Consider the following 15,981-nt stretch of genomic DNA (forward strand, 5'->3'; position numbering starts at 1 on the left):
GGCCGCATGAAGCTTTCGGGGGTTGCCGCGACGCGCTACTTCGCGCGGCCCGAGCCGGGGCGGATGGGGCTTTTGATCTTCGGGGCGGATGCGATGCGCGTGGCGCTGCGCCGTCAGGAAGTGATCGCGGCGATGATCGGGCCGCAGGGCGAGGAAGAGATGCGGCTCAGCCGTATCCCAGCGTCCGACCTGCGCAAGGATGGCGCGGCGCTGATCGACGCGGTCAAGGCGGTGGGGTTCTTCCCCGGCCCGCGCGTGGCCTTTGTCGAGGATGCGACCGACACGCTGGCCGATACGATCAAGGCGGCGGTGGATGACTGGCGCGAGGGCGATGCGCAGATCGTCGTGACCGCCGGATCGCTGACCGCCAAATCGAAGCTGCGCAAGATTTTCGAGGGGCATAACAACGCCTATGCGGTGGGGATCTATGACGATCCGCCCTCGCGCGAGGAGATCGAGGACACCCTGCGCAAGGCGGGTCTGCGCGAGATTTCCGGCACGGCGATGACCGATCTTCTGGCGCTTGCCAAGGAACTCGACCCCGGCGATTTCCGTCAGACGGTCGAGAAGATCGCGCTTTATAAATTCGGCGATGCGACGCCGCTCGCCCCCGAGGATGTGGCCGCCTGTGCGCCCTCCACCATCGAAGCCGAGGTGGATGACGTGCTGCATATCGTGGCCGAGGGACGCTCGGGTGAGTTGGGGCCGATGATGCGCCGTCTTGAGGGGCAAGGCGTGCAGCCCGTGGCGCTGGCCATTCAGACACTGCGCCATTTCCGGGCGCTGCATGCGGCGGCCTCGGACCCGCAAGGGCCGGGCGCCGGGATCGCCCGGATGCGCCCACCGATCTTTGGCCCGCGCCGCGACCGGATGCAGCGGCAGGCGCAGGCCTGGGGCATGTTCCGGCTGGAGGACGCGCTGCGCCAGTTGATCGAGACCGACCTGACGCTGCGCTCGGCCAGCCGCGCACCACAGATGGCGCTGATGGAGCGGACGTTGATGCGGCTCGCGATGATGGCGCGGCGATGAACGATCCGCGCGCGGTGGTGATCGGCGGCGGCCCCGCGGGGCTGATGGCCGCTGAAGAGATCGCGCGGGCCGGTCATTCGGTCACCGTGATCGAGGCGAAACCGACGCTTGCGCGCAAGTTCCTGATGGCGGGGAAATCGGGGCTGAACCTGACCCGTGAAGAGCCTGCGGATCGCTTTCTTGCCAGCTACAGCCCAGCTTGGGTGCAGCGTATCGTGGCCGGGTTCGGCCCCGCCGAGGTCATGGAGTTCGCGCGGGGTCTGGGTGTCACGCTGTTCACCGGCTCGACGGGCCGGGTGTTCCCGGTCGAGATGAAAGCCTCGCCGATGCTGCGCGCATGGACCGCGCGGCTGACGGGGATGGGTGTGACGGTGCACACGCGCTGGCGCTGGAGCGGGTTCGACGGCGCGGCGCTGCGCTTTGAGACGCCCGAGGGCGAAGTGACGCTGACCCCCGAGGTGACGGTTTTCGCGCTTGGGGGCGCGAGCTGGCCCCGGCTCGGCTCGGATGCGGCATGGGTGCCGTGGCTGGCCGGGAAGGGCGTCGAGATCGCGCCCTTCAAGCCCGCGAATATGGGGCTGGTGCTGGACTGGTCGGCGCATATGGCCGCCCATCTCGGCCAGCCCGTCAAAGGCGCGGCCCTGATCACCGGGACCGGCCAGAGCCGGGGCGAATTCGTCCTGAGCAAACGGGGCATCGAGGGTGGCGGCGTCTATACCATCGCGGCAGAGGTGCGCGAGGGGAGCCCGCTCTGGCTCGACCTGCTGCCCGATCTGTCAGAGGCGCAGATCGCAGAACGTCTGACGAAACCACGCGGCAAGGCGAGCTTCGGCAACTGGCTGCGCAAGGCGCTGAGACTCGACCCGGTCAAACTCGCGCTGCTGAACGAATGGGGCCGCCCACTCCCCGCCGATCCCGGCGCGCTCGCCGCCCTGCTCAAACGCCTGCCGGTTCCGCATCGCGGCCCGCGCCCCTTGGCCGAGGCGATCTCGAGCGCGGGCGGCATCATCCGCGCCTCATTGACCGACGATCTGGAACTGCGCGCCCTGCCCGGCTGCTTTGCCGCCGGAGAAATGCTCGACTGGGAGGCCCCGACGGGTGGTTACCTGCTCACCGCTTGCTTCGCCACCGGGCGCCACGCAGGCCGCGCCGCCGCGGGCCGTCTGACGCTTTCATCAAGCCGCTAACGACTCCGGAAGGATGGCGTTGCCAGCGGGGGCAGCGCCCCGCGCCGATTGTGCCGGGCACAAATTCGGAATTGACGTGCGCGCCCCACGTCAGGAATCCTGACCCTTCAAGGGAGACAGACCATGCCGCAAGCGCGCCTTTTCACCCCCGTCCTGATCGGGGGTGCTATCATCTTGATGCTGAGTTTCTCGGTGCGCGCCTCGTTTGGCGTGTTCCAGATCCCGATTGCGAGCGAGTTCGGCTGGCCGCGCGCGGAGTTCTCGCTGGCCATTGCAATCCAGAATCTTGCCTGGGGCATCGGGCAGCCGATCTTCGGGGCGCTGGCGGAACGGTTCGGGGACCGGCGCGCAATCATCCTTGGCGCGCTGATGTATGCCGCGGGTCTGGTGCTCTCGGCTTTCTCGATAAGCCCCCTCGCGCATCAGTTCCTTGAGATCCTCGTGGGCTTTGGCATCGCGGGCACGGGTTTTGGGGTGATCCTTGCCGTGGTGGGGCGCGCGGCCTCGGACGAGAACCGCTCGCTCGCGCTTGGGATCGCGACCGCCGCGGGCTCCGCCGGGCAGGTCTTTGGCGCGCCAATGGCCGAGATCCTGCTGGGTTACTTCCCGTGGCAGACCGTGTTCCTGATCTTTGCCTGCGTCGTGCTGGCGGGTCTGTTCGCGCTGCCGATGCTGCGCAGCGAGGCGCCGCCCGCAAGCCGTGCGGAGCTTGAGGAAAGCCTCGGCCAAGTGCTGATCCGCGCCTTCAAGGACCCGTCCTATACGCTGATTTTCCTGGGCTTCTTTTCCTGCGGCTACCAGTTGGCTTTCATCACCGCGCATTTCCCCGCGATGGTGACCGAGATGTGCGGGGCGGTGCCGCCCGGCTCGATGCTCGCGGGGCTTGGGATCGAGACCACTTCGGCGCTTGGCGCGGCGTCGATTTCGCTGATCGGGCTCGCCAATATCGCGGGGACGATCTATGCGGGCTGGGCGGGCAAACGGTGGTCCAAGAAATACCTGCTGGCGGGGATCTACCTTGGCCGGACGCTCGCGGCGGCGGCTTTCATCCTGATCCCGATGACGCCCGCGACGGTGCTGATCTTCTCGGTGGTGATGGGGGCGCTGTGGCTCGCAACCGTGCCGCTCACCTCGGGGCTGGTCGCGCATATCTACGGGCTGCGCTACATGGGCACGCTTTACGGGTTCGTGTTCTTCAGCCACCAGTTGGGCGCGTTTCTGGGCGTATGGCTGGGCGGGAAGCTTTATGACCTTTACGGCGATTACACGATGGTGTGGTGGGTCGGCGTGGCGGTGGGCGCGTTCTCGGCCATCGTGCACCTGCCGGTGCGTGAGCGCCCGATGCCGGTGGCGCGGGCGGCTTAATCGCCCGCAGCCAGCAACTCCTTTAGCCCCGCGCGATAGTCGGGATAGAGCAGACGCACGCCCAGTTCATCCTTGATCCGGTCGTTGCGCACACGTTTCGATTCCGCATAGAAGCTGCGCGCCATGGGCGACAACTGCGCGGTGTCGAAGTCGATTTCCGGCGGTTCGGGCAGGTTCAGAAGCTCTGCCGCGTAGGAGAGCACGTCTTGCGGCGGGGCCGGATCGTCGTCGCAGACATTGTAGATGCGCCCCGGATCGGGCCGCGCGATAGAGGCCGCGAGCACCTGCGCGATGTCGTCCACATGGATGCGCGAGAACACCTGGCCGGGCTTGATGATCCGGCGGGCGGTGCCTTGGCGGACCTTCTCGAAGGGGCCGCGACCGGGGCCGTAGATGCCCGCGAGCCGGAAGATATGGAGCGGGAGACCGTTCGCGGCGCAAAGCTCGGTCCAGGCGGCCTCGGCCTCGACGCGGGCGCGGCCGCGTTTCGTGGACGGGGTGAGCGGCGTGTCCTCATCCACCCAGCCGCCCTGATGGTCGCCATAGACACCGACGGTCGAGAGATAGCCGACCCATTCGAGGTGCCGCGCCTGCGCGATGGCCCCCGCCTGCGACGCCAGCACAGGATCGCCTGCGTCATTGGGCGCGACCGAGGTCAGCAGATGCGTGGCCTGATCGAGCGGCAGCGCGCCGCCCTCCCAGATCATCGGCTCGACGCCCTCGGCGCGCAGCGCCTCGGCCCTGGCTGCGGAACGGGTGGTGGCAATGATGCGCCAGCCCTGCGGCAGCAGGAGCCGCGCCAGCGCACGGGCGGAAAACCCGTGACCCACCGAAAGCAATGTCTTCATGTCGTGCCTCTGTCGATATGGCCCAGATCGCGGCCCGGTTCAATCACGTCGCGGATGCGGCGCTTGATCTCTTTGGGTTCGGGAAAGCCGCCGTCGCGCTTGCGCTCCCACAGGAGCATGTCGCCCAGACGGATCTCGTAGATGCCGCCATGGCCGGGGATCAGCGCGACCTCGGCAAGGTCCTCGCCAAAGGTCGAGAGCAGTTCCTGCGCCATCCAGCCGGCACGCAAGAGCCAGTTGCAGCCCGTGCAATAGGTGATTGTGATGCGGGGGCGTTCCGTGTCCGTCATGGCCCAAGATGTAGCGCGCGCGCGACGTCATCACAACGTCACTTGCACAGCGTCGAAAGCGAGCGCACATTTGGACATGGAAACCAAGAATATTATCAAGAGCTGGCCCGAAGCAGCGAAGCGTCTGATTGCCGTTGCTGCGGGCCGTGAGCCTGCCGATCTGGTGATCCGGGGCGGTAAATGGGTCAATGTCCACACCCGCGAGGTTCTGGACGGTCACGATGTGGCCGTGGCCGAGGGGCGCTTTGCCGCCATCGCGCCCGATCTGAGCGCATCCATCGGACCTCAGACCGAAGTGATCGAGGCCAAGGGGCGCTACATGGTGCCGGGCCTGTGCGACGCGCATATGCATATCGAAAGCGGCATGCTGACGCCCGCCGAATTCGCGGCGGCCGTGATCCCGCATGGCACCACGACGATGTTCACCGACCCGCATGAGATCGCGAATGTGCTGGGGCTGGAGGGTGTGCGGATGATGCATGACGAGGCGCTGATGCAGCCGGTCAACATCTTCACGCAGATGCCCTCCTGTGCGCCGTCCGCGCCGGGGCTGGAGACGACGGGCTACGAGATCACCCCGGAGGATGTGGCCGAGGCGATGACCTGGCCCGGCATCATCGGCCTTGGTGAGATGATGAATTTCCCCGGCGTCGTGCATGGGGACCCCAAGATGCTGGCCGAGATCGCGGCCACCCAGAACGCCCATAAAACGGTGGGCGGGCATTATGCCTCGCCCGATCTGGGCGCGGCGTTCCGGGCTTATGCGGCGGGTGGGCCTGCCGACGATCACGAGGGCACCTGCGAGGCCGACGCAATTGCACGGGTGCGGCAGGGGATGCGCTCGATGATGCGGCTGGGCTCTGCATGGTATGACGTGGAGACGCAGATCACGGCGGTGACCGAAAAGGGGCTCGATCCGCGGAACTTCATCCTGTGCACCGACGATTGCCATTCGGGTACGCTGGTCCATGACGGCCATATGAACCGGGTTTACCGGCATGCGGTGGCCTGTGGTTGCGAGCCGCTGGTGGCGCTTCAGATGTGCACGCTGAACACGGCGACCCATTTCGGACTGGAGCGTGAGCTTGGCTCCATCACACCGGGGCGGCGGGCGGATATGATCCTGACCTCGGACCTGCGGACCCTGCCCATCGAGCAGGTGATCGCACGGGGCGTGACGGTCGCCAAGGATGGCAAGCTACTGGCGGAGTGCCCGCATTACGACTGGCCCGAGGCCGCGCGGAACACGGTGCATCTGGGCAAGACATTGATGGCGGAGGATTTCGAGATCGCCGCACCCGAAGGCGCCAACACCGTCGCCGCCCGCGTGATCGGCGTGGTCGAGAACCAGGCACCGACCAAGGCCCTCAGCGCAGAGCTGAACGTGGCGGATGGGCTGGCCGAGCCGGACCCCGCACGCGATATCGCGCAGATCGCGCTGGTCGAGCGGCACCGGGGAACCGGGGGCGTGACCAATGGTTTCGTCTCGGGCTTTGGCTATCAGGGGCGGATGGCGATGGGCTCGACCGTCGCGCATGACAGCCACCACATGATCGTCGTGGGCACCGACCGCGAGATGATGGCCGCCTGTGCCAATCGCCTGGGAGAGATGGGCGGCGGGGTGTCCGTCTGGAAGGACGGGGCGGAAATCGCCTCGGTGCCGCTGCCGATTGCGGGTCTGATGTCGGATGACCCGGCCGTCGAGGTCGCCGACCGCGCCGCGCAGATGGTCGCGGCGATGGCGGAGTGCGGCTGCACGCTCAACAACGCTTATATGCAACATTCGCTGCTGGCGCTGGTCGTGATCCCGGAAATCCGGATCTCGGATCTCGGGCTTGTGGATGTGACGAAATTTGAACTGACGGAGCTTTTTGAATGAACGAACCGCTCAACCTGATTACCCCGCATGATGTGGAACCCGAGCTGTTCACCGATGCCGCCGAGGCGGTTGCGCATCTTGAGAAGCTCTACACGATGGGGACCGACTTCCTGCTGGAGAAGTTCAACCAGACGCTGGACGCGCGGCAGGCTTTCGCGCGGTTCCGGGCCTTTTACCCCGAGGTGCGAATTTCCGTCGCCTCGCACTGGAAGGCCGACAGCCGTCTGAGCTTTGGCCATGTGTCGCAGCCGGGCACGTTCACCGCGACGATCACCCGGCCCGATCTGTTCCGCAACTATCTGACGCAGCAATTGCAGCACCTGATCCGCAATCACGGCGTGCCGGTGCAGGTCGGCCTCTCGGATACGCCGATGCCGGTGCATTTCGCGCTGGCCTCGCAAGCGGGTGTCAGCGTCCCGCAAGAGGGCGTGCTGGATTTCAGCCTGCGCGATGTGTTCGACGTGCCCGATCTGGCCAATATGAACGACGACATCGTGAACGGCATGGCCGGGCCGAACAAGGATGGCTCGGACCATCTCGCGCCGTTTACGGCGCAGCGGGTGGATTACTCGCTCGCGCGGCTTCAGCATTACACCGCGACCGCCGCAGAGCATTTCCAGAACCATGTGCTCTTCACCAACTACCAATTCTATGTCGATGAGTTCGAGGCGGTGGCGCGGCGGATGCTGGCCGATCCCTCGCAGGGCTATACGGGCTTTGTCAGCCCCGGCAATCATCTGATCACCGAACCGGACGCCGACATCCCGCTGCTGGCGAAGCTGCCGCAGATGCCCGCCTATCACCTGATGCGCGCGGACGGGAACGGGATCACGCTGGTCAATATCGGGGTCGGGCCGTCGAATGCGAAGACCGCGACGGACCACATCGCCGTGCTGCGCCCGCACGCCTGGCTGATGGTGGGTCACTGCGCGGGGCTGCGCAATTCGCAGCAGCTTGGCGATTTCGTGCTGGCCCATGCCTATCTGCGCGAGGATCACGTGCTCGACGACGACCTGCCGGTCTGGGTGCCGATCCCGGCGCTGGCCGAGATCCAGATTGCGCTGCAAGAAGCCGTCGCCGAGGTCACCGAACTCGATGGCTACGAGCTCAAGCGCATCATGCGGACGGGCACGGTCGCCACGATCGACAACCGCAATTGGGAGCTGCGCGACCAGTCCGGGCCGGTGCACCGGCTGAGCCAGTCCCGCGCCGTGGCGCTGGATATGGAAAGCGCGACCATCGCCGCGAACGGGTTCCGGTTCCGGGTTCCCTACGGCACGCTTCTGTGCGTTTCCGACAAACCGCTCCATGGCGAGCTAAAGCTGCCGGGCATGGCAACAGAGTTCTACCGCACGCAGGTCGCAAATCACCTGCTGATCGGAATTCGGGCGATGGAAAAACTTCGCGAAATGCCTCTGGAACGCATCCACAGCCGCAAGTTGCGCAGCTTTGAGGAAACCGCCTTCCTGTGACGCAGGAAAATCCGCCGATGCGGTTTGAAAACGCTTGCCAACAAGGGAAAAACCGTGTGTTACAGGCAAACCAAACCGTGGAACGCGGACGAGATTGACCCCGGCTAGCGGGGCGTATGAGAGGAAAACCGATGTCGAAACCGATGACCAAAACCCAGCTTGTTGCCGCACTGGCAGAGACCATGGGTTCGGACAAGAAAGCCGCTGCGACCGCGCTGGACGCCCTCGCAACCGTTGTGACCAACGAAGTCGCCAATGGCGGCGCCGTGACCCTTCCGGGCATCGGCAAAGTGTCGTGCAAGTCGCGCCCCGAGCGTCAGGTGCGCAACCCGGCCACCGGCGAAACCATCATGAAGCCGGCAGACAAGCAGGTGAAAGTCACCATCGCGAAAGCGCTCAAAGACAGCGTGAACGCCTGATCCTTTTCCTTTCGGAGCTGATCGTATCTGATAGGGTCGCATCCAAGGATGCGGCCCTGTTTCATTCAGGCCACCAGCGCGAGGCATTTCATGGATATTCGGGCCATTTTCATGGGGCTGAGCTTTGCGCTCATCTGGTCCTCGGCCTTCACCTCGGCGCGGATCATCGTGGCGGATGCCTCGCCGCTGGCCTCACTGTCGCTGCGGTTTTTTCTGTCGGGTCTGATCGGAGTCGCGATTGCGCGGATGATGGGTCAGAGCTGGCATCTGAGCCGCGCGCAGTGGCGGGCCACTCTGATCTTTGGCCTGTGTCAGAACGCGCTCTATCTGGGTTTGAATTTCGTTGCGATGCAATGGGTTGAGGCATCAGTCGCCTCGATCATCGCCTCGACCATGCCGTTGATCGTGGCGGGGATGGGCTGGATGCTGTTCCGCGACAAGGTGCGACCGCTCGGGGTCGCGGGGCTTTTCGCGGGCGTCTTGGGCGTGGCGATCATCATGGGCGCGCGACTCTCGGGCGGGGTCGATCCGCTGGGCATGGCGCTGTGCTTCATCGGGGCGCTGGCGCTCTCGGTGGCGACGCTGTCGGTGCGCTCGGCCAGCGGGGGCGGCAACGTGCTGATGATCGTCGGGCTCCAGATGTTCGTGGGCGCCGCGATCCTTGCGGTGGCCTCTGCCCTGATCGAGGACATCCATGTGAACCCGACCCCGGAACTGGCCATCGCCTTCCTCTACACGACGCTCGCGCCGGGGCTGCTGGCGACGTGGATCTGGTTCCGGCTGGTCGGGCGGATCGGCGCGGTCAAGGCCGCCACCTTCCACTTCCTCAACCCGTTCTTCGGGGTCGCCATCGCCGCGCTGATCCTTGGCGAACGGCTGGGGCCGCTGGACCTTTTGGGGGTCGCGGTGATCGCGGGCGGCATCCTGGCCGTGCAGCTCTCGAAACAGGCCTAGGCGCGGAAGGCGCTTGCGAAGGGTTCGGGCAGATCGAACTCTGCCAGCGCCCGCGCGCGACCTTCGGCGGACATCTTCCGCGCGGTCTTTTGCACGATTTTCAGCAGTCGATCGGGGTCCTGACCCTCTGCGAAGGGTGCGAAATAGTGCCGCAGGAAGGTGAAGCAGATCACGTCCTCAAGCGCCTGAACCGCGGCGTCGCGCTTGATCCCTTCCTTGCGCAGCATCGCCTGCGCCTGCGCGATGGCCTCGGCGTCGTAGCCCGCCTCTGCCATGATACCGGCGACGCGCGCGGCATGGCGGCGCCCCTGCTCGCGGCGCCATTCGAGATAACCCTCGCGCCCCTCCGGGTAATCCGCACGCGGCAGAAGCCAGCGTTCGATATGCTGCCCACGCGCCGCGATTTGCAGCGGCTCCGAGGCATCGGGCACAAGGCGCGCAAGCTCTGCCGACATGCGCTGACCATAAAGCAGCGCGGCCGGCTGGCTCTCTTCGATCGTGGGATCGGCGGAGTTGGCGGCGTCGATTGCGCGCAGCGCGCGGGCGAGAGGGGTCGTCATGGCCTGTCCATCGGAATGATTTTTGTTAAGGCAGCTTTGCACCAGTTCATGGCAGGGTCCAAGCGAGAAGGAGACGCGCATGGCAGGTTGGTTCGAGTTTTTCGCAGCGGGGCTGCTTTTCATGGCATCGCACCTGATCCCGGCCACCCCGCGCCTCAAGGGGGCGCTGGTCGCAGCGCTGGGGCAGCGGGGCTGGGTGATCGCGTTCTCGGCGCTGTCCACGGGGCTTTTGGTCTGGGTAATCCTGGCCGCCGGGCGCGCACCCTTTGTCGAGCTTTGGCCGCAGGCGGGTTGGATGCGCTGGCTGGTGAATATCGTGATGCCTCTCGCGGTGGTTTTGGGCAGCTTCGGGATTGGAGCGCCCAATCCTTTCGCCTTCGAGGGACGCGCGGCGGGCTTTGACCCGGAGCGGCCCGGAATCGTGGGGGTCGCGCGGCAACCGCTTCTCTGGGCGCTGGTTCTGTGGTCAGGGGCGCATCTGATCGTGAATGGCGACCTGGCGCATCTGATCCTGTTTGGCGTGTTCCTCACCTTCTCGCTGGCGGGGATGCGGGCGATGGAGGGGCGCAAGCGGGCGCAATGGGGGGCGGAGGCGTTCGACCGGCTCGCCGCGCGCAGTTCCGGCTGGCCATTTCAGGCGCTGCTCACCGGGCGCTGGCGCCCACGCGTGGGGCCGAGCCTGATACGGCTCGGCATCGCGGTCGTGGTCTGGGCGGGGCTGTGGCATCTGCACGCGCCAATTATCGGCGTCAGCCCCCTGCCCTGATCAACGCATCTTCTTGAGCAGTTCGAGCGTCGGGTAGCCATCGGGCTTGAGCCCGTTGTCGCGCTGCCATGCCGAAACCGCGCTCATGGTATTCGGGCCGATCACCCCATCCGTGCCTTGCGTGTCATAGCCGAGCGCCGTCAGGCGGCGCTGAAGCTCCTTGCGCTCGGACGCGTCGAGCGGCGTGCCCGAGCGCGGCCAGGGCGCACGGAAGTCAGGCTTGCCCTTGATCCGGTCCGACAGATGCCCGACCCCGATCACATAGGCGTCGGCATTGTTGTAACGCGAGATCGCGCGGAAATTACCGAAGATCATCAGAGCGGGACCCTCGGCACCCGCGGGCAGCAGGATCGAGGCCGCGCCGTAATTCGGCACGCGCCCGCCAGAGACCGCGCGCACACCGAGCGCCGCCCACTCGTCGGGCGACTTGCGCGTGCCCTTGCCCGCAAGACCGTAGTTGAAGCCGGAGGGCAGCGTGACCTCGACGCCCCATGGCTGGCCTTTGGACCAGCCCGAGCGCGCGAGATAAGCAGCGGTGGAGGCCAAGGCATCGGCGGGATTGTCCGACCAGATGTCACGCTTGCCATCGCCGGTGAAATCGACCGCATAGGCAAGATAGGAGGTCGGAATGAATTGGGTGTGACCCATCGCACCGGCCCAGGAGCCGGTCATATGGCCTGCGTCGGTATCGCCCGCCTGAATGATCTGAAGAGCCGCGATGAGTTGCTTGGCGAAGAACTCGCCGCGCCGACCGTCAAAGGCGAGCGTGGCCAGCGCCGGCACGATCAGGGTGCGGCCCCGGTTGTTGCCGAAATTCGACTCCATGCCCCAGACCGCGACGACGACCTCTTTCTCGACGCCGTATTTCGCCTCGATCGCGGCGAGGGTCGAAGCGTGCTCGCGCAGCGCGGCCTGACCGTTCGAGATGCGCGTGTCCGAGACCGCGCCGTCGAGATATTGCCAGATGGTTTTCTTGAACTCGGCCTGATTGCGGTCGCGCTCGATCACGGTGGGGTTGTAGCGGATGCCCGCCGTCGCCCGCGCCCAGGTGGCTTCGGAAATACCATTGGCCAGCGCGCGGGATTTGAAACCGTCGACCCAGGCCATGAACCGGGCTTGCGTGGCGGCATCCACGGGCGGGATCGGATCGGGCATGTTCGCTCCTGCACGGGCCATGGGACGCGGAGAACTGTCCAAGGGCCCCGCGCAGGCGGCAAGCCCCGTCGTGCCCAGAGCGGACACAAGAATGATCTTCAATGCACTTTTCATGATAACCCTGCCCGACTGTTTTCAGTTCGTTTGCTCGCGGGCAGTGTAGCACGCGGGCGGCAGGTGGCAAATGGGGGGCGCGGGGTCTCGCCGATCCGGCAAAGCTCAGGCAGAGCCTTTGTCGTCACCGAAAAACGGCGTCATCTGCGCGACGATCACGGAATTTTCATCGAGCGCGCGCTGCATCAATTCGCGTTCTTCGGCCTCGATCTCGTGGCCCTGCTTCTCGCGTTCCTCGATGGTGCCGTATCCGGTCACGTCAAGCGGCGCGAGATCGGCCTGCTTGAGAATGGCGACCGTCTCGCGCACGGCCTCGGCCTCATCGACGCCAGAAGCATAGCACAGAAGCCCCGCGCCGGTCGCGCCCTTGGGCAAACCGTCATCGGCGCTGCGGCCGACCTCGACCAGCAGGGTATAGACCTGTTGCGGGCGTTTCGGTTTGACGGGTTTGTCGGACATGATCGGCGGGCCTTGCGCTGAAAGAGAGCTTGCGTCTCTGTGTCACGAAAGGCCCCGCGCGTCCACACTCAGCTTTTGGCGCGACGATAGCCCCAGATCAAAAGGCTCGCCCCCGCGATGCCGACAATGAGTTGCGGCACCCAACTGTTGGCCGCGTAGATGCCGAGCAAGGACAGGATCAGGTTCAGCACGAAGGCACCAATGATCCCCAGCAGGATATTCGAGAAGATGCCCGTGTCGGCTTTCATAATCATGCTGGCAATCCAGCCCGCGAGGCCGCCGACGATGATAGAGGCGATAAGTCCCAGACCCATGGTGTTCTCCTGAATAGGTTTTGGGACGAACGCGAAACGGGCGGCCCAGGTTCCCCCGGACCGCCCGTTCTTTAACTTCCGCGCTACGGATCAGTCGCGCAGCAGCTCGTTGATGCCGGTCTTGGAGCGCGTCTGCGCGTCCACGCGCTTCACGATGACCGCGCAGTAGAGGTTAATGCCGTTCTTCGACGGCATCGAACCCGAGACCACGACCGAATACGGCGGCACTTCGCCATACATCACTTCGCCGGTCTCGCGGTCTACGATCTTGGTGGATTTGCCGATATAGACGCCCATACCAAGCACCGAGCCTTCGCGGACGATACAGCCTTCGACGACCTCGGAGCGGGCACCGATGAAGCAGTTGTCTTCGATGATGGTCGGGCCCGCCTGCATCGGTTCGAGCACGCCGCCGATGCCGACGCCGCCCGAGAGGTGGACGTTCTTGCCGATCTGCGCGCAGGAACCGACGGTCGCCCAGGTGTCGACCATCGTGCCTTCATCGACGAAGGCGCCGAGGTTCACGAAAGAGGGCATGAGCACCACGCCCTTGGCGATGTAGGCGGAGCGACGCACGACGCAGTTCGGCACGGCGCGGAAGCCGGCGGCCTTCCACTCGGCCTCGCCCCAGCCTTTGAACTTGCTGTCGACCTTGTCCCACCAGCCGGAGCCTTGCGGGCCGCCGGATTGCTCTTCCATGTCCTTGATGCGGAAGCCCAGAAGCACGGCCTTCTTGGCCCACTGGTTCACATGCCACTCGCCGCTATCGAGTTTCTCGGCCACACGCAGCTTGCCGGAGTCGAGCGCATTGAGCGTGTCCTCGATCGCGTCGCGGGTTTCACCACGGGTAGCGGGGGTGATCGTGTCGCGCGCCTCCCAGGCGGCTTCGATCGCGGCTTCGAGAGCGGCATTCGACATCGGCGTTTCCTCTTTGCGGTGGTTTTCCTCGGCCCAAGCCTATAGTCAGAAGAACGCATACGCGCAATGAGCAGGACGCCGCATGAAAGACGACAATCGCAATCACCCGTTCCGTGACTCGGTCGAGGATGCCAAGGCCGCAGACCGTATCCCCGACACCCCGCAGACCCGCGCACCCGCCTATCGGCTGGCCTTTACCGATGTCGATTTCATGATGCGCGAAGAGCTGCGCCCGGTGCGGTTGCAGCTTGAACTGCTCAAGCCGCAGATGATCATGGACGAGCGCGGGATCGAGTCGACCATCGTCATGTTCGGTGGCGCGCGCATCCCCGAGCCCGCCAAGAAGGACAGCGCCAAGACCGATTATCTGGCGGAGCTGTCCTCTTATTATGAAGAGGCACGGGTTTTCGCCAAGGTGATGACCGAGCGTTCGATGGAAAGCTACGGGCGTGAGAACGTGATCTGCACCGGCGGTGGTCCGGGCGTGATGGAGGCTGGCAATCGCGGCGCGCATGAGGCGGGCGGCCAGTCGATCGGGCTGAATATCGTGCTGCCGCATGAGCAGGCGCCAAACCAATACGTGACGCCCGATCTTGCGTTCAATTTCCACTATTTCGCGATCCGCAAGATGCATTTCCTGATGCGCGCCAAAGCGGTCACGGTGTTCCCCGGCGGGTTCGGCACGCTCGACGAGATGTTCGAGAGCCTGACGCTGATCCAGACCGGGCGGATGCGGAAAATCCCGTTCATCCTGTTCGGACGCGAGTTCTGGAACGGGATCATCAACTGGGAGCGGCTGAAAGAGGCGGGCACAATCTCGCCCGAGGATCTCGACCTGATTTCCTTTGTCGAAACCGCAGACGAGGCCGTGGCGATTATCGACGGCTGGGACTACGGCTGCGCTTGAAAAATGCTGCGCAGCGAAACGGGTGGTTTCGCTGCGCAGCAATTCTTTTAGATCAGTGACTTAGAGGCCCGCTTCGGCCTGAATTTCTGCACGCGATTTGCGGGCGCGTTCGGTCGCGGATTTCAACTGCCCGCAGGCTGCCATGATATCCTCGCCGCGCGGCGTGCGGATTGGCGAAGCATAGCCCGCCTTATAGATGATATCCGCGAAACTCTCGATCCGTTCCCAGTCCGAGCGCTGATAGGGCGCGCCGGGCCATTCGTTGAATGGGATCAGGTTGATCTTGGCCGGGATGCCGCGGATCAGCTTGACCAGACGCTTGGCGTCTTCGTCGCTGTCATTCACATCCTTGAGCATCACATATTCAAAGGTGATCCGCTCGGAGTTCGACAGGCGCGGGTAGTCGCGCAGCGCCCCCAGCAGGGTTTCGATGTTCCACTTCTTGTTGACCGGAACGAGGCGGTCACGGACGGCGTCGGTGGTCGCGTGGAAGCTGATCGCAAGCAGGCAGCCGATCTCTTCGGCGGTCTTGGCGATCTCGGGGACGATACCGCTGGTGGACAGGGTGATCCGGCGGCGCGAGAGGCTGATGCCCTCGCCATCCATCACGACCTGCATCGCGTCACGGACGTTGTCGAAGTTGTAAAGCGGCTCGCCCATGCCCATCAGCACGACGTTCGAAACGAGACGGGTCTCGTTCTTGGGGGCGCCCTGCTCGGGCCATTCGTTCAGATCGTCGCGCGCAACCATCACCTGCCCGACAATCTCGGCGGCGGTCAGGTTGCGGACCAGCTTCTGGGTGCCGGTATGGCAGAAGGAGCAGGTCAGGGTGCAGCCGACCTGGCTGGAGATGCAGAGCGTGCCGCGGTTTTCCTCGGGGATGTAGACGACCTCGACCTCATGGCCGCCCGCGATGCGCAGAAGGTATTTGCGCGTACCATCCATCGAGACCTGCTTGGTGACGATCTCGGGCACGGCGATCTCGAACTTCTCTTCGAGCATCGCACGGTAGTCCTTGGCGAGGTTGGTCATCGCCGCGAAATCGCGCACGCCCCAGTAATAGACCCATTGCCAGATCTGCCCGACCCGCATCTTGGCCTGCTTCTCGGGCGTGCCCGCCGCGATCAGCGCGTCGCGCAACTGCGGCCGCGTCAGCCCGACAAGATTGATCTTGCCGGTCTCGGGCAGCTTGCGCGGGATCGTGTGCACGTCTTGCGTGATGGGTGCCGAAGGCTGAGTCATGGTCGCGGTTCCGGTGAAAGAGGCGCTTCATATAGGGGATTCGCGCGCCCCGTGGGAGTCAAAATGCAAAGACCCCGGACAAGCCGGGGTCCGCAAAACAGTT

Annotated in this window: 17 protein-coding genes; 9 read left to right on the plus strand and 8 right to left on the minus strand. The window is 64.9% G+C overall.

Annotated elements, in window-relative coordinates; genetic code table 11:
* Positions 1-6 precede the first annotated feature (6 nt).
* The 3 genes from holA (at position 7) to P0X85_RS07575 (ending at position 3,581) form a co-directional block, all read left to right on the plus strand.
* Complete coding sequence (gene holA / locus P0X85_RS07565; protein WP_275811031.1) at positions 7-1,029, plus strand: DNA polymerase III subunit delta; 1,023 nt, start codon at positions 7-9, stop codon at positions 1,027-1,029.
* On the plus strand, positions 1,026-2,216 hold the full coding sequence (locus P0X85_RS07570; RefSeq protein WP_275811034.1) for a TIGR03862 family flavoprotein: 1,191 nt from the start codon (positions 1,026-1,028) through the stop codon (positions 2,214-2,216). The genes holA and P0X85_RS07570 overlap by 4 nt, the downstream gene beginning before the upstream one ends.
* 123 nt (positions 2,217-2,339) lie before the next feature.
* The gene (locus P0X85_RS07575) at positions 2,340-3,581 is read left to right on the plus strand and encodes an MFS transporter (RefSeq protein WP_275811037.1); all 1,242 of its coding nucleotides are present in this window, start codon (positions 2,340-2,342) and stop codon (positions 3,579-3,581) included.
* On the opposite strand, the gene P0X85_RS07580 is transcribed toward P0X85_RS07575, so the two are convergent.
* On the minus strand, positions 3,578-4,429 hold the full coding sequence (locus tag P0X85_RS07580; RefSeq protein WP_275811040.1) for an SDR family oxidoreductase: 852 nt from the start codon (positions 4,427-4,429) through the stop codon (positions 3,578-3,580). The genes P0X85_RS07575 and P0X85_RS07580 overlap by 4 nt on opposite strands.
* Positions 4,426-4,719, minus strand: a complete 294-nt coding sequence (locus P0X85_RS07585) for an Rdx family protein (RefSeq protein WP_275811044.1) — start codon at positions 4,717-4,719, stop codon at positions 4,426-4,428. Before P0X85_RS07585 ends, P0X85_RS07580 begins: the two co-directional genes overlap by 4 nt.
* A gap of 76 nt (positions 4,720-4,795) precedes the next feature.
* On the opposite strand from P0X85_RS07585, the gene ade reads away from it, so the two are divergent.
* From ade to P0X85_RS07605, 4 genes are all read left to right on the plus strand, one after another.
* Positions 4,796-6,598, plus strand: a complete 1,803-nt coding sequence (gene ade / locus P0X85_RS07590) for an adenine deaminase (RefSeq protein WP_275811047.1) — start codon at positions 4,796-4,798, stop codon at positions 6,596-6,598.
* Entirely contained in the window at positions 6,595-8,070 is a 1,476-nt protein-coding gene (locus P0X85_RS07595; protein ID WP_275811050.1) for an AMP nucleosidase, read from the plus strand. The genes ade and P0X85_RS07595 overlap by 4 nt, the downstream gene beginning before the upstream one ends.
* A 131-nt stretch (positions 8,071-8,201) precedes the next feature.
* Positions 8,202-8,489, plus strand: coding sequence for an HU family DNA-binding protein (locus tag P0X85_RS07600; protein WP_275811052.1), 288 nt, complete (start codon positions 8,202-8,204; stop codon positions 8,487-8,489).
* 90 nt (positions 8,490-8,579) lie between these two features.
* Positions 8,580-9,443: a DMT family transporter gene (locus P0X85_RS07605; protein ID WP_275811055.1), complete on the plus strand. Its 864-nt coding sequence runs from the start codon at positions 8,580-8,582 to the stop codon at positions 9,441-9,443.
* On the opposite strand, the gene P0X85_RS07610 is transcribed toward P0X85_RS07605, so the two are convergent.
* On the minus strand, positions 9,440-10,003 hold the full coding sequence (locus P0X85_RS07610) for a DUF4202 domain-containing protein (RefSeq protein WP_275811058.1): 564 nt from the start codon (positions 10,001-10,003) through the stop codon (positions 9,440-9,442). The two genes, P0X85_RS07605 and P0X85_RS07610, sit on opposite strands and share 4 nt — an antisense overlap.
* A 79-nt stretch (positions 10,004-10,082) precedes the next feature.
* Here P0X85_RS07610 and P0X85_RS07615 point away from each other — a divergent pair, with 79 nt between their 5' ends.
* The gene (locus tag P0X85_RS07615) at positions 10,083-10,769 is read left to right on the plus strand and encodes an NnrU family protein (protein WP_275811061.1); all 687 of its coding nucleotides are present in this window, start codon (positions 10,083-10,085) and stop codon (positions 10,767-10,769) included.
* Here the strand turns inward: P0X85_RS07615 and P0X85_RS07620 are convergent, their stop codons facing one another.
* The 4 genes from P0X85_RS07620 to dapD form a co-directional block, all read right to left on the minus strand.
* Positions 10,770-12,038: a lytic murein transglycosylase gene (locus tag P0X85_RS07620; RefSeq protein ID WP_275811064.1), complete on the minus strand. Its 1,269-nt coding sequence runs from the start codon at positions 12,036-12,038 to the stop codon at positions 10,770-10,772. It lies immediately after the preceding gene.
* Between the two features lie 105 nt (positions 12,039-12,143).
* Positions 12,144-12,497 carry a hypothetical protein gene (locus P0X85_RS07625; RefSeq protein WP_275811067.1) on the minus strand — a complete coding sequence of 118 codons (354 nt, stop codon included), beginning with the start codon at positions 12,495-12,497 and terminating at the stop codon, positions 12,144-12,146.
* A gap of 68 nt (positions 12,498-12,565) precedes the next feature.
* Positions 12,566-12,811 carry a GlsB/YeaQ/YmgE family stress response membrane protein gene (locus P0X85_RS07630; RefSeq protein ID WP_275811070.1) on the minus strand — a complete coding sequence of 82 codons (246 nt, stop codon included), beginning with the start codon at positions 12,809-12,811 and terminating at the stop codon, positions 12,566-12,568.
* Positions 12,812-12,901: 90 nt separating this feature from the next.
* Entirely contained in the window at positions 12,902-13,729 is an 828-nt protein-coding gene (gene dapD, locus P0X85_RS07635) for a 2,3,4,5-tetrahydropyridine-2,6-dicarboxylate N-succinyltransferase (protein WP_275811073.1), read from the minus strand.
* 82 nt (positions 13,730-13,811) lie between these two features.
* On the opposite strand from dapD, the gene P0X85_RS07640 reads away from it, so the two are divergent.
* Positions 13,812-14,636, plus strand: coding sequence for an LOG family protein (locus P0X85_RS07640; protein WP_275811077.1), 825 nt, complete (start codon positions 13,812-13,814; stop codon positions 14,634-14,636).
* 60 nt (positions 14,637-14,696) lie between these two features.
* On the opposite strand, the gene rlmN is transcribed toward P0X85_RS07640, so the two are convergent.
* Positions 14,697-15,878, minus strand: a complete 1,182-nt coding sequence (gene rlmN, locus P0X85_RS07645) for a dual-specificity RNA methyltransferase RlmN (protein WP_275811081.1) — start codon at positions 15,876-15,878, stop codon at positions 14,697-14,699.
* Positions 15,879-15,981: the final 103 nt, after the last annotated feature.

The organism is Pseudothioclava nitratireducens (assembly GCF_029210495.1).
GTDB classification, from domain to species: domain Bacteria; phylum Pseudomonadota; class Alphaproteobacteria; order Rhodobacterales; family Rhodobacteraceae; genus Pseudothioclava; species Pseudothioclava nitratireducens.

Bases quoted from the DNA above. Each gene is read 5' to 3' on its own strand.
- P0X85_RS07575 (WP_275811037.1), top strand. From the start codon at position 2,340: ATGCCGCAAGCGCGCCTTTTCACCCCCGTCCTGATCGGGGGTGCTATC.
- P0X85_RS07610 (WP_275811058.1), bottom strand. From the start codon at position 10,003: ATGACGACCCCTCTCGCCCGCGCGCTGCGCGCAATCGACGCCGCCAAC.
- holA (WP_275811031.1), top strand. From the start codon at position 7: ATGAAGCTTTCGGGGGTTGCCGCGACGCGCTACTTCGCGCGGCCCGAG.
- rlmN (WP_275811081.1), bottom strand. From the start codon at position 15,878: ATGACTCAGCCTTCGGCACCCATCACGCAAGACGTGCACACGATCCCG.
- P0X85_RS07640 (WP_275811077.1), top strand. From the start codon at position 13,812: ATGAAAGACGACAATCGCAATCACCCGTTCCGTGACTCGGTCGAGGAT.
- P0X85_RS07600 (WP_275811052.1), top strand. From the start codon at position 8,202: ATGTCGAAACCGATGACCAAAACCCAGCTTGTTGCCGCACTGGCAGAG.
- dapD (WP_275811073.1), bottom strand. From the start codon at position 13,729: ATGTCGAATGCCGCTCTCGAAGCCGCGATCGAAGCCGCCTGGGAGGCG.
- P0X85_RS07605 (WP_275811055.1), top strand. From the start codon at position 8,580: ATGGATATTCGGGCCATTTTCATGGGGCTGAGCTTTGCGCTCATCTGG.
- P0X85_RS07580 (WP_275811040.1), bottom strand. From the start codon at position 4,429: ATGAAGACATTGCTTTCGGTGGGTCACGGGTTTTCCGCCCGTGCGCTG.
- P0X85_RS07585 (WP_275811044.1), bottom strand. From the start codon at position 4,719: ATGACGGACACGGAACGCCCCCGCATCACAATCACCTATTGCACGGGC.
- P0X85_RS07620 (WP_275811064.1), bottom strand. From the start codon at position 12,038: ATGAAAAGTGCATTGAAGATCATTCTTGTGTCCGCTCTGGGCACGACG.
- ade (WP_275811047.1), top strand. From the start codon at position 4,796: ATGGAAACCAAGAATATTATCAAGAGCTGGCCCGAAGCAGCGAAGCGT.
- P0X85_RS07615 (WP_275811061.1), top strand. From the start codon at position 10,083: ATGGCAGGTTGGTTCGAGTTTTTCGCAGCGGGGCTGCTTTTCATGGCA.
- P0X85_RS07630 (WP_275811070.1), bottom strand. From the start codon at position 12,811: ATGGGTCTGGGACTTATCGCCTCTATCATCGTCGGCGGCCTCGCGGGC.
- P0X85_RS07570 (WP_275811034.1), top strand. From the start codon at position 1,026: ATGAACGATCCGCGCGCGGTGGTGATCGGCGGCGGCCCCGCGGGGCTG.
- P0X85_RS07625 (WP_275811067.1), bottom strand. From the start codon at position 12,497: ATGTCCGACAAACCCGTCAAACCGAAACGCCCGCAACAGGTCTATACC.
- P0X85_RS07595 (WP_275811050.1), top strand. From the start codon at position 6,595: ATGAACGAACCGCTCAACCTGATTACCCCGCATGATGTGGAACCCGAG.